Raw genomic sequence first — 13,201 nt, forward strand, 5'->3', positions numbered from 1 at the left:
CAGCGAGGAGGTCGACGCCAGCTCGTCAGAGCCGGGTGAGGGTCTCGCGGATGGCCTGGTTCAGGAGGTCCGGGTGGTGCCGCGCCATGGGGGCCTCGGGGTCCAGCAGGGGGAAGCGGTGCACGGGAATGCCCAGGACTTCGGCGGAAGGGGCGGCGATCGGCTCGCCGCCCTCCTCCCGGTAGCGGGCGAGCATCTCGGGCTGGAGCGGGGCCGAGTTGGCGATCACGGCGGAAATGCCCACGCGCCCGAAGGAGGCGATGGCGGCCACGTGGTTCTCCAGGTCCAGTCCGGAGGATTCGCCGGGCTCGGTCATGAGGTTCGCCACGTACACCACCGGTGCCCGGGAGATGGCCACAGCCTCCTGCAGCTCCGACAGCAGGAGGTTGGCGATGGTGGATGTATAGAGGCTGCCGGGGCTGAGGATGACCAGGTCCGCGCGCAGCAGGGCGAGGACGGCCTCGGGCAGGGGCTCGGCCTCGGCGGGCTCCATCCAGAGGCGGGCCAGGGGCGGGCGGCAGGAGCCCACGGCTGTCTCCCCCTCGTAGCGGCGCCCTGCCATGTCCTCGGCGCAGAGGGTGATGGGCACCACGGTGGAGGGGAACAGCCGACCCACCGTCACCAGCACGCCCGAGAGCTGCCGGATGGCCCGCACCCAGTCGCCCGTGAGGTCCGCCAGGGCCCAGAGCATGAGGTTCCCGAGAGAGTGCCCGGCCAGACTGCCGTCACCCTTGAACCGGTAGTTCAGGAGGTCGGAGAGGGCGGAATCCTCCAGGGTCAGGGCCGAGAGGCAGTTGCGGAGATCCCCCGGCGGGATGCCACCCAGCTCGTCGCGCAGCCGCCCAGAGGAGCCGCCGTTGTCGGACACGGTGACGATGCCCGTGAGCTTCCAGGGATCACGGCTGCGGCCGGCCTCGCGTTTCAGGGCCCGCAGCAGCGCGGCAAGGCCCGTGCCGCCGCCCAGGGCCACCACCTTCAGGGGCTGGTCGGCATGGAGACCCAGGGGGCCTGACACGGGGCGGGCCGGCGGAGCCTAGCGGCCTTCGGTGAAGGCGAAGAGGGGCGACTTCCGGACGGAGTTGAAGTCCGGCTCCATGTGCCACTGGAAGACCAGATCTGCGTCCAGTTCCACGGCCTTCTTCAGGCTCTCCGCGGAGGCCTCGGTGTTCTCCGCCTGGGCGAAGGCCACGGCGCGGAGGTAGTGGAGGTTGCCCTGGGCGGGGTGCGCCTTGATGGCCTTCTCGAGCTGCTTGAGGGCCCCATCCGTATCGCGCCGGTTGAGGCAGGCCTGGATCTCGGTGATGACATCGGGGGCGACGGCCTTGGGGGGATGCAGCTTCGCTTCGGCAAGGGTGCGGTAGACCTGGGCCCGGCGCTTGACGGCCCAGTCGCCGGTGGCCTGGGCCTCCGCCATCAGCGTGTCCAGGGCCTTCACGGCTTCGGCGTGCTTGCCCCCTTCCACGAGCTTCACGGCTTTCGCGTAGGCGTCCCCGAGCAGCGAAGGGTGGCCGGCCTGAGCGGGGGCGGACTTGGGAGCGTGTTCGGACTTGGCCTTCGTCGCCATGCGGGATCCTCTGGAAGCCTTGGAGAAACTATAGGATGACAGCTTTCCCCGGGCAAATGCCCCCGCCGGCCCCCGGAATCGGTCCTCAGGCTTTGAACAGGGCCTTCTCGCGGTTCAGGATCCGCGTGGAGACCCAGGTCATGATGGCCGCCAACCCCACGGTCATGGCGAAGGCCACGAGGTATTCCAGCTGGTTGAACTGCTGGCTGAACAGCTTGCGCAGGGCCAGGCAGACATTCACCACGGGCACGTAGGAGAGGAAGGCCATCTTGTCCACGCCCGGGGACATGGTGAAGATGCCGAGGAAGACCACCAGGAAGATGCCGGGCGTGATGGCGCTGCCGGCCTCGATGGTGTTCCGGGCCTGGATGCCCATGAGCAGGATGAAGTTCGAGAAGAAGAGGCCCAGGGGCACCATGATCATAAAGGTGAGGCCCAGGGTCATGGGGTTGGCCAGGGCCGCCATGGCCTGCATGGAATTCGTGGAGCCGCCGCTCATGAAGGGGATGGAGAGGCCCATGCTCAGAAGGTTCAGGAGGGCGGCGATCACGCCCATGCTGAAGATGTAGAGCAGCTTGCCGAGGATGATCTGATTCCTGGGCAGGCGCGTGGCCATGAGGCTCAGGAGCGTGTGGCGCTCCTTCTCCCCGGCCGTGGCGTAGATGCCGTGCTGCATGGAGCCGGTGTACATCATGATCATCAGCAGGTAGGGGAGGATCCGCCCCATGACCTTGCCCATCTCCAGGATCGGGTCCGCGGCATTCTTCACTTCCAGCTTCAGGGGTTCCGCCAGCTGGGGCGAAGCGCCGAGGATCTCCAGGCGCGCCTGGATCCAGGTCTTCTCCTGGCCCGCGAGGGCCTCCTTCAGGCGCTTGAGGGCCAACTCGGAGGTGCGCTCGCTCTCGTCGACGGTGGCGGCGATGGTGAAGGTCGCGTGTTTCCGGAGCGCTTCGGCCGCGCCGGCATCCACATCCAGGGCCAGGTCCAGCTTCTGGTCCCGCACCGCCTGCCGCAAATCGCCCTCGGGCCTCGGGGCCAGCTCGAAGCGCTTCGGATCAGCCTGCAGCATCCCGGTGATGGCGCCGGAGGGATCGGCGAGGAAGACGCGGCTGGCCTTGTTGCGGTTCTGCGCTTCATCCCGCTTCGCCATCTTGGCCATCATCCCGAAGATGGCCGGGTAGAGCAGGAAGGGCAGCACGAAGGCGAAGAAGAGGGTCTTGCGGTCCTTGGAGAGCTCCAGGAACTCCTTCTTGGCGATGAGCAGGGCGCCGCGCATCAGTTGCCTCCTTCGGACTCAGCCGCCAGCTGGAAGAAGACTTCATCAAGGCTCTTGGCGTGCCTGGATTGCAGGAGGTCCCGGGGCGGCGCGTCACCGTGCAGCTTGCCATCGAAGATGATGCCCACGCGGTCGCAGATGTCCTCGACCATGGGCATGACGTGGGTGGACACGATCACGGTGCGGCCCTCCTCGCGCATGATGCGGAGCAGATCCAGCACGGTCTTGGCGGTCAGCACATCCAGGCCGGTGGTCGGCTCGTCGAAGATCACCACCTTGGGATCGTGCAGCAGCGCCCGGGCGATGCTCACCTTCTGCTTCTGGCCCGAGGAGAAACCCTCCATCTTCACGTCCGCGAAATCGGCCAGCTGGAGCTTCTCCAGCAGGTGCAGGCCCCGGCGCTCCGCGACCTTGGGGTCCACGTCCTGGAACTCCCCGAAGATCCGCAGCAGCTCCCGCGGCGTGAAGCGGGCGTATACGCCCATGTCCGTGCTCAGGTAGCCCAGGCAGCCCCGGACCGCCTCGGGCTTCTGGCGGGTCTCGTGGCCGCAGACATGGATGGAGCCGGTGTCCGGCTCCATGAGCCCCGCGATCATGCGCAGGGTGGTGGACTTGCCGGCGCCGTTGGGCCCCAGCAGGCCGTAGATCTCCCCAGGCCGCACCTCGAGGGAGATCCCGCGCACGGCGTCGATGCGCTTGGTGAGGCGGGTTTTCCGGTCCTTCACGGTGAAGGATTTGTGGACCTCACTGAGCTGGATCACCGAACCTCCGGATGGGAGGTCCCAGTGTAGGGGCAGAGCCTGCGATCCAGCTACGGGGACCGGTGAACGGGGCTGGCGGGCCGGCGAACGGTGGCCCCCCGGACCTCAATGGTGGCCCAGGGCCCCGGTGGTGCCGAGGACCAGCATCACCACACCCAGGCCCAGGCAGTACACGGCGAAACCGTTGAGCCTCGGCTTCCGGGTGAAGCGGTCGAGGAGCCCGATGGCGAGATAGCCCGAGATGGCCGCGGCCAGGACGCCCACCCCGCAGAGCAGGGCCGGGGAGGCGGAGCCGGCGGGGAAGGTCAGGTCCGCCGGCAGGGGCTGATGCCTGAGCAGGGGCTTCACCAGACCGCGCAGCTCCACCACGGCGGCGGCGGCAATGGTCGGCACGCCCAGGAGGAAGCTGAACCGGGTCGAGGCTGGGAGCCTCAGGCCCTGGAACACGCCCATGGCGATGGTGGACCCGGAGCGGGACAGCCCGAAGCCGCCGCCGATGCCCTGGATGGCGCCCACGGCCAGTGCGTCCGAGGCCCGAAGGTCGCCGAGGCCCCGTCCCGCCTGATCCTCATGGCGCAGGTTGTTCCGCTGACAGCTGAGGCGGTTGGCGAGGTAGAGCAGGCCGGAGGTGCAGACCAGCCCAATGCCGTAGACCCAGAGGTGGTCCTTCGCGGCCTCCTTCACGCCCTTGGTGGCCAGCCCGAAGAGGCCCGTCGGGATCATGGCGAGGAACAGCCAGAGGGCCAGCTTCCGGCCCTCCGAGTCCCGGCCCAGGCAGCCCATGGCCACCTGGAACAGCTCCCGGCGGAAATAGATCGTCAGCGCGATCAGGGTGCCCCCGTGCAGCAGCACGTCGAAGGCCAGGGGCATGGGCCGCCCGCCGAACATCAGGTGCTCGGCCAGGGTGAGGTGCGCGGTGGAGGACACCGGCAGGAATTCCGTCAGGCCCTGGATCAGACCCAGGAGGATGGCGTGGAGCGGATTCATTCGTTCTCCGGCACAAAGAGACAGTGTGCCAGAGCCTTCAGGCTTCCCGGGGAAGTGCCCGCAGGAGGGCCAGGTACTCGCGGTGTTCCTTCCAGCCCCGAACCATGGCCAGGGCACCCCAGATCAGCACCAGGTAAATGAGGACGAGCAGGCCGATGCCGGTGACATCGCCGAAAAGTCCCCACCCAGTCTTCAGGGGAGGTGCCGGGGGGCCGAAGCTGAAAAGGAAGAGGGGGATGAGCCAGAGGATGCACTGGCCGACCAGGACGGCATAGGCCCGCGCCTCCTCGATGCCGCGAATGACCCAGGGCATGGGTAGGAGGTACAGGAACGGCATCAGCAGGATCCACATGGGAGGAGGGAAGAGGGCGGCCCGGGGCTGGTTCGCTTGCAGGAATCCAGACGTGAAGGCATAGAGGGCCGCCAACAGCACCGTGATGAGGAACAGTGCAAGGCCCAGGATCCAGAACCAGCGCTGGCGTTCGTAGGCGCCGTCGGGCGAGGCTTTCACAGTGCCGAGGCCCCGGTAAAGCGCACGGCCAAACACGCCTTTGAGTACCAGCCAGAGGAAGGGTACCCAGACGAGGTACTCAATGAAGAGGTGATCCAAGACCTGGGCCCCCATGAAATTCGGGCTCAGCGCGGCGATGACCAGGACGACGGCCAGCAGCCCTCCCAGGGCCGTGGCCAGGCCGCTCTTGCGGGACTGGAAGGTGGCATAGTCGCGGGTCAGGGCGGCCAGGGCTGCAAGGTCCGGCCCGTCGAGATCGGTCGTGGTCATGACTTTCCTTCCTTCGGGAGCAGGGCCCGGAGCTGCTGGTGATAGGTGCGGAGGGCGGCGCGTCCGTCCTCCGTGATGCGGAAGCTGGTGACGGGGATGCGGCCCTGGAAGGTCTTGACCGTTTCCAGATACCCGGCCGCTTCCAGCTTTTGCGTGTGGCTCGAGAGGTTGCCCTTGCTCAGGCCGGTGACCCGCTGGAGGAAGAGGAAGGCCACTTCCTCCGCCGCGGCCAGCACGGTGAGGATGGCCAGCCGGGCCGGCTCGTGGACCATCCGATCGAGGGCGAGAATGGCCTTGGGACTGGTTCCGCTTTTGTTCATGAAACAAGTTTGCGTTGCAAACCTGTTTCGTCAATCAAAAATGTCCGCCCATGTTTGAATCTCCCCATGCGATCCATCGACCTCCGCTCCGACACCGTGACCCAGCCCTCGAAGGAGATGCGCGCCGCCATGGCGGCCGCGGAAGTCGGGGACGACGTGCTGGAGCACGATCCCACCATGGTCCGGCTGGAGGGCCGGGTGGCCGACCTGCTGGGGCTTGAGGCGGCGCTGTGGGTGCCCTCCGGCTGCATGGGCAACCTCATCGGCCTGATGCTCCACCTGAAGCGGGGTGACCGCTTCCTCGCCCCGGCCCAGGCCCACGTGCTGGGCGCGGAGCTGGGCACGGGCGCCTGGCTGGCGGGCGGCATGCCCGAGGCCCTGGCCTGGGAGGGCGGCCCCGGCCGGCCCACCCCGGGGCAGGTGACCAGGGCCGCGGGGTCGCCCGGTCCCTACTACTCGCTGCGCACGACCCTGCTCTGCCTGGAGAACACCCACAACTTCGCGGGGGGGGCCGTGACGCCTCAGGCCGAGCATCGCGCCCTGGTGGCTGCCGCCAAGGCCGCGAAGCTGGCGGTGCACCTGGATGGCGCGCGGATCTGGCACGCCGCGACCGCGCTGGGGCTTGCGCCCTCCGCGCTCACCGAAGGCGTGGATACCGTGCAGGTTTGCCTCAGCAAGGGGCTGGGTGCGCCGATGGGATCGCTGCTGGCGGGTACGAAACCCGCCATGGCCGAGGCTCGCCGCCTGCGGAAGATGCTGGGCGGCGGGGTCCGCCAGGGCGGCGTCGTGGCCGCAGCGGGCCTGGTGGCCCTGGACTACCTGCCGCGGGTGGCCGAGGACCACGCCAAGACCCGGCGGCTCGCCGAGGGACTGCGGGGCTTCGGCATTGCCGCTCCCACTCCGGAGACCAACATCCTGCTGGTGCCCGTGCCCGATGCCGGCGCGGCCCTCGCGGCCCTGGAGGCCGTCGGCGTCCGGGCCCTGCCGGTGGGATCAGCGGTCCGCTTCATCCCGCACCGCGATCTGGAGATGGCCGACATCGAGGAGGCCCTGCGCCGCATCGAGCCCCTCGCCCACCTGCTGCGGGCTGCCTGACCATGAAAGCCCGTCTCATCCTTGCGGTTGTGGTGGTGCTCGCCCTGGCGGCGGGCGGTTACTGGTGGTACCAGGACACCCTGGTGCCGGTGCCCCTGGCTTCGGGCGACCAGCTGTTCGTGCCCGGCCAGCCCGAGTTCGGCGAGGACGAGGCGGTGGTCGAGGCGTTGCTGCCTCCGGGGCCGGGGGCCGAGGCCTTCCTCGTCGCCCAGTCCGATCTCGCGCTGCTGGAGAAGGCGCCCGAGGGCGGGTGGATGGGACAGCTGCTGTCCAGTCTGGATGGTTCCCGGCACGGCCGGCGGTGGCGCCTTGCAGTGCGTCCAGGCTGGCGGATGCAGGACGGGACCCTGCTGGATGCGGCCCGGGTCGCCAAGGCCGTCGCGCCCGAGGCGAGCCGTCTGGGCGGAACCGTCCGCGTGATCGACGGGGCCAGCCTCGAGCTGCGCTTCCAGTCCCGGCAGGGAGACCTGCCCGCCCGGCTCACCGGATGGCGGGTGCCCGGCAGCGGACCTTTCGTGCGCCAGGGCATGACCCTCACCCGCTTCGAGCGGTTCACCCCCGGCCGGCCGGGCCTGGCGGGGGTGAGAGTCGCCGTGGATCCGGCCCTGCTGGAAAGCCGCGCCTGGTCCGCAGGGCTGGCTTCCGGCCGCTGGGCCTGGGCCGTGTTCCCCGGCCAGATCGCCCCCGAGGACATGGCGAAGGTCCGCATCGCACCCTATGACGAGTACCGCCTGAAGAACGGCTCCGTGTGGTTCCTCTCCCGGCGCATGCGGCGCTTGCGGCCGGATCCTTCGGATTGGACCCGCACCCGGCTCTTCGGCGTATGGAAGAGTTCCACAGAGTTGCCGTACGACCCGCTGGGCTTCTAGCCGTCACTCCAGATTGGCCGACTGCTCGCGGATCTGATCCAGCGCGCCCTTGGCTTCCATGACCGCGCGGGTCATGGCGATGCGCTTGCACTTGCTGCCGGTGGTGTTCAGCTCGCGCAGGACCTCCTGGCACCACACATCGATGGCCTTGCCTTCGAGGCGACCGGTGGCGAGGCGTTCGGCGAAGTCGTCGAGGTGGGCGGCGAGGCGGGTCAGCTCTTCGCGCACATCCTGGCGCTCGGCCAGCACGCCCGCTTCCGCCAGCAGGCGCTCGGCGGGGAGCTGGCCGGCGAGGCGGGCGTCCTCCAGGAGCTGTTCGATGCGCTGGCGGTAGAGGCCGGGGAGCTCGGCGGCCTGGAGATCCGCCTCGGCCTGGAGGCGTTCGCACAGGGAGCAGAGCCGCGCCAGCCCATCCACGAAGAAGGGGCGCAGCCGCTCGGCCTCGCGGGCCCGGCCTTCATTCCAGGTTTCGAGCAGGGCCGCCAGGGCTTCGCGCACGGGCGCCTCCATGCGCTCACCCAGGTCCGAGGCGGGGGACTGGAAGGCGCCGGGCAGGCGGAAGAAGGCCTCGGCAGTGAGGGGCGGAAGATTCAGCCATTCCGCGTCCTCCTGCCAGCCTTTGGCCACGGTCCGGAGCAGGGCGCGGTTCATGCGGGGTTCCAGGGAAGGCTCGTCCTGGACCTCCACGGTGAGGTCCAGCTTGCCGCGCTGGGCCGCTTCGCGCACCTGGGCCCGGAGCCCGGCCTCCAGGGGGAACAGGGCGGGGGGCAGGCGCAGGCTGAGGTCCAGGGCCTTGCTGTTGACGCTGCGGAGGGACAGCCGCAGCTGCCCGGCGGCCAGGGGCCGGACGACCTCGGCGAAGGCGGTCATGGATCTCATCAGGAACCCCGGAGGTTGATCCTCCAGGGTAGCGCGTCACTGTCCGCCGATGGCCAGCCAGGGCGCTTCGGCGCGTCGCCGGACCTCATAGGCTTCAATGTCGGCCAGGTTCGCCTCGCTGCGCTTGATCTCATCCAGGCCTTCCAGCAGGGTGGCCTTCCGGGTGGGCTCGATCTCGAAGCGGAAGCCGCAGCTCGCGCCGCTCACGGTCTGGGCGGGCAGGTCCACCGTGAGGAGGCCTTCTTCAGCCGCGAGCCGGGTGATGGCCTCTGCGGGCAGGACCACCGGCAGGATCCCGTTGGCGAAGCAGTTGTTGAAGAAGATGTCGGCGAAGCTGGGCGCGACGACGCAGCGGATGCCGAAATCCAGCAGGGCCCAGGGGGCATGCTCGCGGCTGGAGCCGCAGCCGAAGTTCGGGCCCGAGAGCAGGATGGCGGCCTGCCGGTACGGCTCGCGGTTCAGCAGGAAGTCCGGCAGTTCCCGGCCCTCGGGGCTGTAGCGGAGCTCATGGAAGAGGTGGCGGCCCAGGCCCGAGCGTACGAGGGTGGTGAGGAACTGCTTGGGGATGATGAGGTCCGTGTCCACGTTGGCGCGGAGGAGCGGCGCGGCGATACCGGTGAGGGTGGTGAAGGGGACCATCAGCGCACCTCCATGCGGCGGACATCCGTGAAGTGGCCCGCCACGGCGGCGGCGGCGGCCATGGCCGGGCTCACGAGGTGGGTGCGGCTGCCGCGGCCCTGGCGGCCCTCGAAGTTGCGGTTGCTGGTGCTGGCGCAGCGCACCCCGGCCTCCAGGCGGTCCTCGTTCATGCCGAGGCACATGCTGCAGCCGGGCTGGCGCCACTCGAAGCCCGCCTCCAGGAAGATGCGGTCCAGGCCCTCGGCCTCGGCCTGGCGCTTCACCAGGCCCGAACCGGGAACCACCAGTGCCCGCACGCCCTGCGCCACCTTCCGGCCGCGGGCGATGCCTGCGGCTTCGCGCAGGTCCTCGATGCGGCCGTTGGTGCACGAGCCGATGAACACGGCCTGGATGCCGATGGCCTCCATGGGCGTGCCCGGCTCCAGACCCATGTAGGCCAAGGCCCGCAGGATGGCTTCGCGCTCATCTGCGTTGCGGCCCTGGGCAGGATCCGGCACGCGGCCCGTGATGTCCGTGACCCACTGGGGGCTGGTGCCCCAGGTGACCTGGGGCGCGAGGTCGTGGAGGTCGATCACCACCTCCTGGTCGAAGACCGCCTCAGAATCCGAGACGAGGGTGCGCCAGTGGGCCACCGCGGCGTCCCACAGGGCGCCCTTCGGCGCGAGGGGTCGCCCCGCCACGTAGGCGAAGGTGGTGTCGTCGGGGGCCACCAGGCCCGCCCGGGCGCCGCCCTCGATGCTCATGTTGCAGAGGGTCATGCGGCCCTCCATGGAGAGGGCGCGGACGGCGGGACCCGTGTACTCCATCACGCAGCCCGTGCCGCCCGCGGTGCCGATCTGGCCGATGAGGCGCAGGGCCATGTCCTTGGCGCCGGTGCCCGGGGGCAGGCCGCCCTCGAACCGCACCCGCAGGTTCTTCGAGCGGCGCTGGGGCAGGGTCTGGGTGGCCATGACGTGCTCCACCTCGCTGGTGCCGATGCCGAAGGCCAGGGCCCCGAAGGCGCCGTGGGTGCTGGTATGGCTGTCCCCGCAGACCACGGTGGCGCCGGGCAGGGTGAAGCCCTGCTCCGGGCCCACCACGTGGACGATGCCCTGGCGGTCGTCCAGGAGGGGGATGTAGGGCACGCCATGGGCCTTCACGTTCGCTTCGAGCGCCTCGACCTGGAGGCGGCAGGTCTCGTCGGCGATGCCCTTCTCCCGGTCCGCCGTGGGGACGTTGTGGTCCGCCACGGAGAGGATCTGCTCCGGCCGGCGCAGGGGGCGCCCCGCGAGGACCAAGCCCTCGAAGGCCTGCGGGCTGGTGACCTCGTGGACCAGGTGGCGGTCGATGTAGAGGAGGCTGGTGCCGTCGGCGCGGGTGGCCACCAGATGCTCGTCCCAGATCTTGTCGTAGAGGGTGCGCGGGCTCATGGGCTCTTCCTAGCTGGAACGGGGTCGGGGCGGTCGAGGTCGAGGGAGCGGATCAGGTCGAGGAAGGCCCGGGTGGCCGGGGAGAGGGCCGCCTCCCGGCGGGTGACGATGCGGATGAGCTTCTCCACCTGGAGCTCCCGCACGGGGATCTCCACCAGCCGGCCCTCGCGGACGGCGGTGGTGGTGGTCATCCGGGGCAGGATGGCCAGGCCGGCGCCCAGGCTCACGAACTCCAGGATGGTGGCGATGGAGGCCAGCTCCATGGTGAGGCGCAAGGGCGTGTTGCAGCGGGCGAACAGCTCGATGATGGCGGTCCGGGTGGGGGTGGGCGCGTTGTGGGCCACGAAGCGCTCGTCCCCCAGGTCGGTGATGCTGAGGTTCTTCTTCCGGGCGAACCGATGCCCCGGCGGCGCCACCAGGACCATGCGGTCCCGGTGGATGACCTGGCTCACCAGCTCGGGATGGAGGGCGTCGTAGGAGACGAAGCCCACATCCAGGCGCCGCTCCAGCACCTCCGTGGGGATGCGCTCCGAGGTCTGGCGGTAGGCCTGGATCTTGATGGCCGGCCAGGCCTGCTGGTAGGCCAGGAGGATCCGCGGGAGCAGGAACTCGGACACGCTCTCGTTGGCGCCCACGTTCAGGCGACCCTGCTGGAGGCCCTTCAGGGCCCCGAAGGTGTCGAGGATCTCCTGGCGCAGGTCGAACATGCGCTGGGCCAGGGGGAGCAGGGTGGCGCCGGCATCCGTGAGGGTGCCCCCCTTGGTGGTGCGGTCCACCAGGGTCTCGCCCAGCTCCTCCTCCAGGCGCTTCAGGGCGAGGCTCACGGCAGGCTGCGTCCGGAAGAGGCGCTCCGCCGCGCGGGAGAAGCTCTTCTCGCGCGCCAGCACCAGGAATGTTTCCAGCTGCCCGAGGTCCATGGACCCTCCGCCAGGAAGTGTAGGATTCCAAGTATTACTTATGTAATCATAAAAAAAATTAAATGTATTTATGGGTTGGATTGGGTGATCTTCGATTGATCCCACCGGCTCCGGCCGGTCCAGGAGCACCGTCATGGGCAGCGAGCGGATCGCCATCTTCGACACCACCCTCCGCGACGGAGAGCAGTCGCCCGGCTGCAGCATGAATCTGGACGAGAAGCTGCTGATGGCCCGCCAGCTGGAGGCCCTGGGCGTCGATGTCATCGAGGCCGGGTTCCCCGTGGCCTCGGAGGACGACTTCGCCGCCGTGCAGGCCGTGGCCCGAGAGTGCCGGAAGCCGGTCATCGCCGCCCTCTGCCGCGCCCTCCCCCGGGACATCGAGCGGGCCTGGCAGGCCGTGTCCGGGGCCGCCCGACCGCGCATCCACACCTTCCTGGCCACCTCGGACATCCACCTGGAATTCAAGCTCCAGAAGACGAGGGAAGAGGCTCTGGTGATGATCCGCGAGGGCGTGCGGACCGCCAAGAGCTTCACGCCAGATGTGGAATTCTCCGCCGAGGACGCCACCCGCAGCGACTGGGACTTTCTTGTGGCGGTGTTCACGGTGGCCATCGAGGAGGGCGCCACGGTCCTCAACGTGCCCGACACCGTGGGCTACACCGTCCCCGATGAGTACGGCCGCCTCATCCGGTACCTGAAGGACAAGGTGCCCGGCATCGACGGCGTCACCATCAGCGTCCACTGCCACAACGACCTGGGCCTGGCCGTGGCGAACTCCCTGGCGGCCGTGGCCGCCGGGGCCCGCCAGGTGGAGTGCACCGTGAACGGCATCGGCGAGCGGGCGGGCAACGCGGCCCTGGAAGAGGTGGTGATGGCCCTGTCCGTGCGCCGGGACGCGCTGCCCTTCGAGACGGGCATCCACAAAGAGGTCATCACCCGCGCCAGCCAGACCCTGGCCAACATCACGGGCGTCGAGGTGCAGCCCAACAAGGCCATCGTGGGCCGGAACGCCTTCGCCCACGAGAGCGGCATCCACCAGCACGGGATGCTGAGCCACCGGTCCACCTACGAGATCATGACCCCCGAATCCGTCGGGGCGAACCGCACGAGCCTGGTGCTGGGCAAGCACTCCGGCCGCCACGCCCTGGGCAAGCGCTTCGAGGAGCTGGGCTATCCCCTGGACAAGCCGGCCCTCGAGAAGGCCTACAAGCTCTTCACCAAGCTCAGTGACCAGAAGAAGGAGATCTTCGACGAGGATCTGCTGGCCATCGTGCGCGATGGCCTCACGCAGATCCCGGAAGCCTTCAAGCTACGCTCGGTACAGGCCACGGCCGGCACGGCCATGTTCGCCACGGCCCTCGTCACCCTGGGGGGCGAGGCGGGGGAGGCCACGGAGACCGCCATGGGGGACGGCCCGGTCAACGCGGTCTTCGCCGCCGTGGACAAGCTCACGGGCCTGAAGGGCCGGCTGGTGGATTTCCGCGTGCATTCCATCACGGGCGGCGCGGATGCGGTGGGGGAGGTGTTCGTCCAGGTCGAGTTCGGCGGCGTCATCCAAGGGGGGAAGGGCGCCAGCACGGACATTGTCGAGGCCAGCGCCCGGGCCTACCTGAACGCCTCCAACAAGGTGCTGTTCGCCCGTCGCTCTGCCGAGGCGCCCGCCGCCGGTCCGGCCCCGGCCGCCACGAGGTGATGCGATGAAAG

13 protein-coding genes and 1 pseudogene are annotated in these 13,201 nt (G+C 69.3%); 3 read left to right on the forward strand and 11 right to left on the reverse strand.

Going from position 1 to position 13,201, the window contains the following annotated elements:
- Positions 1-25: 25 nt before the first annotated feature.
- The 7 genes and pseudogenes from QSJ30_RS03890 to QSJ30_RS03920 form a co-directional block, all read right to left on the reverse strand.
- Complete coding sequence (locus tag QSJ30_RS03890; RefSeq protein ID WP_285606591.1) at positions 26-1,015, reverse strand: gluconeogenesis factor YvcK family protein; 990 nt, start codon at positions 1,013-1,015, stop codon at positions 26-28.
- Between the two features lie 18 nt (positions 1,016-1,033).
- Positions 1,034-1,564, reverse strand: a complete 531-nt coding sequence (locus tag QSJ30_RS03895; RefSeq protein WP_285606593.1) for a TPR end-of-group domain-containing protein — start codon at positions 1,562-1,564, stop codon at positions 1,034-1,036.
- 85 nt (positions 1,565-1,649) lie between these two features.
- Positions 1,650-2,840 (reverse strand): ABC transporter permease, encoded by a 1,191-nt coding sequence (locus QSJ30_RS03900; RefSeq protein WP_285606594.1) that lies wholly within the window; start codon positions 2,838-2,840, stop codon positions 1,650-1,652.
- Positions 2,840-3,511 (reverse strand): annotated as a pseudogene (locus QSJ30_RS03905) (ABC transporter ATP-binding protein); the annotation flags it as partial. The gene QSJ30_RS03900 and the pseudogene QSJ30_RS03905, both read right to left, overlap by 1 nt.
- A gap of 195 nt (positions 3,512-3,706) precedes the next feature.
- Complete coding sequence (locus QSJ30_RS03910; protein WP_285606597.1) at positions 3,707-4,588, reverse strand: undecaprenyl-diphosphate phosphatase; 882 nt, start codon at positions 4,586-4,588, stop codon at positions 3,707-3,709.
- 37 nt (positions 4,589-4,625) lie between these two features.
- Positions 4,626-5,369, reverse strand: coding sequence for a hypothetical protein (locus QSJ30_RS03915; protein WP_285606600.1), 744 nt, complete (start codon positions 5,367-5,369; stop codon positions 4,626-4,628).
- The gene (locus tag QSJ30_RS03920) at positions 5,366-5,689 is read right to left on the reverse strand and encodes a transcriptional regulator (protein ID WP_285606602.1); all 324 of its coding nucleotides are present in this window, start codon (positions 5,687-5,689) and stop codon (positions 5,366-5,368) included. Before QSJ30_RS03920 ends, QSJ30_RS03915 begins: the two co-directional genes overlap by 4 nt.
- A gap of 66 nt (positions 5,690-5,755) precedes the next feature.
- Between QSJ30_RS03920 and QSJ30_RS03925 the strand changes: the two genes are divergently transcribed.
- The gene (locus QSJ30_RS03925) at positions 5,756-6,784 is read left to right on the forward strand and encodes a GntG family PLP-dependent aldolase (RefSeq protein ID WP_285606603.1); all 1,029 of its coding nucleotides are present in this window, start codon (positions 5,756-5,758) and stop codon (positions 6,782-6,784) included.
- Between the two features lie 2 nt (positions 6,785-6,786).
- On the forward strand, positions 6,787-7,653 hold the full coding sequence (locus QSJ30_RS03930) for a periplasmic substrate-binding domain-containing protein (RefSeq protein ID WP_285606605.1): 867 nt from the start codon (positions 6,787-6,789) through the stop codon (positions 7,651-7,653).
- Between the two features lie 3 nt (positions 7,654-7,656).
- On the opposite strand, the gene QSJ30_RS03935 is transcribed toward QSJ30_RS03930, so the two are convergent.
- Genes QSJ30_RS03935 through QSJ30_RS03950 form a run of 4 tightly spaced genes read right to left on the reverse strand, consistent with a single transcriptional unit; the run spans position 7,657 to position 11,497 of the window.
- A complete protein-coding gene (locus QSJ30_RS03935) occupies positions 7,657-8,532 on the reverse strand; it encodes a YicC family protein (protein ID WP_285606607.1) in 876 nt (291 codons plus the stop codon).
- Positions 8,533-8,568: 36 nt separating this feature from the next.
- On the reverse strand, positions 8,569-9,171 hold the full coding sequence (leuD, locus tag QSJ30_RS03940; RefSeq protein ID WP_285606609.1) for a 3-isopropylmalate dehydratase small subunit: 603 nt from the start codon (positions 9,169-9,171) through the stop codon (positions 8,569-8,571).
- On the reverse strand, positions 9,171-10,580 hold the full coding sequence (gene leuC / locus QSJ30_RS03945; protein ID WP_285606611.1) for a 3-isopropylmalate dehydratase large subunit: 1,410 nt from the start codon (positions 10,578-10,580) through the stop codon (positions 9,171-9,173). The genes leuD and leuC overlap by 1 nt, the downstream gene beginning before the upstream one ends.
- Positions 10,577-11,497 (reverse strand): LysR family transcriptional regulator, encoded by a 921-nt coding sequence (locus QSJ30_RS03950; RefSeq protein ID WP_285606613.1) that lies wholly within the window; start codon positions 11,495-11,497, stop codon positions 10,577-10,579. Before QSJ30_RS03950 ends, leuC begins: the two co-directional genes overlap by 4 nt.
- A gap of 133 nt (positions 11,498-11,630) precedes the next feature.
- Between QSJ30_RS03950 and QSJ30_RS03955 the strand changes: the two genes are divergently transcribed.
- Positions 11,631-13,190, forward strand: coding sequence for a 2-isopropylmalate synthase (locus tag QSJ30_RS03955; RefSeq protein ID WP_285606615.1), 1,560 nt, complete (start codon positions 11,631-11,633; stop codon positions 13,188-13,190).
- Positions 13,191-13,201: the final 11 nt, after the last annotated feature.

Source organism: Geothrix edaphica (assembly GCF_030268045.1).
In the GTDB taxonomy this organism is placed as follows: domain Bacteria; phylum Acidobacteriota; class Holophagae; order Holophagales; family Holophagaceae; genus Geothrix; species Geothrix edaphica.

Coding starts and splice junctions, on each gene's coding strand:
- QSJ30_RS03930 (WP_285606605.1), top strand. CDS start 6,787: ATGAAAGCCCGTCTCATCCTTGCGGTTGTGGTGGTGCTCGCCCTGGCG.
- QSJ30_RS03950 (WP_285606613.1), bottom strand. CDS start 11,497: ATGGACCTCGGGCAGCTGGAAACATTCCTGGTGCTGGCGCGCGAGAAG.
- leuC (WP_285606611.1), bottom strand. CDS start 10,580: ATGAGCCCGCGCACCCTCTACGACAAGATCTGGGACGAGCATCTGGTG.
- QSJ30_RS03895 (WP_285606593.1), bottom strand. CDS start 1,564: ATGGCGACGAAGGCCAAGTCCGAACACGCTCCCAAGTCCGCCCCCGCT.
- QSJ30_RS03910 (WP_285606597.1), bottom strand. CDS start 4,588: ATGAATCCGCTCCACGCCATCCTCCTGGGTCTGATCCAGGGCCTGACG.
- QSJ30_RS03915 (WP_285606600.1), bottom strand. CDS start 5,369: ATGACCACGACCGATCTCGACGGGCCGGACCTTGCAGCCCTGGCCGCC.
- QSJ30_RS03900 (WP_285606594.1), bottom strand. CDS start 2,840: ATGCGCGGCGCCCTGCTCATCGCCAAGAAGGAGTTCCTGGAGCTCTCC.
- QSJ30_RS03925 (WP_285606603.1), top strand. CDS start 5,756: ATGCGATCCATCGACCTCCGCTCCGACACCGTGACCCAGCCCTCGAAG.
- QSJ30_RS03920 (WP_285606602.1), bottom strand. CDS start 5,689: ATGAACAAAAGCGGAACCAGTCCCAAGGCCATTCTCGCCCTCGATCGG.
- leuD (WP_285606609.1), bottom strand. CDS start 9,171: ATGGTCCCCTTCACCACCCTCACCGGTATCGCCGCGCCGCTCCTCCGC.
- QSJ30_RS03955 (WP_285606615.1), top strand. CDS start 11,631: ATGGGCAGCGAGCGGATCGCCATCTTCGACACCACCCTCCGCGACGGA.
- QSJ30_RS03935 (WP_285606607.1), bottom strand. CDS start 8,532: ATGAGATCCATGACCGCCTTCGCCGAGGTCGTCCGGCCCCTGGCCGCC.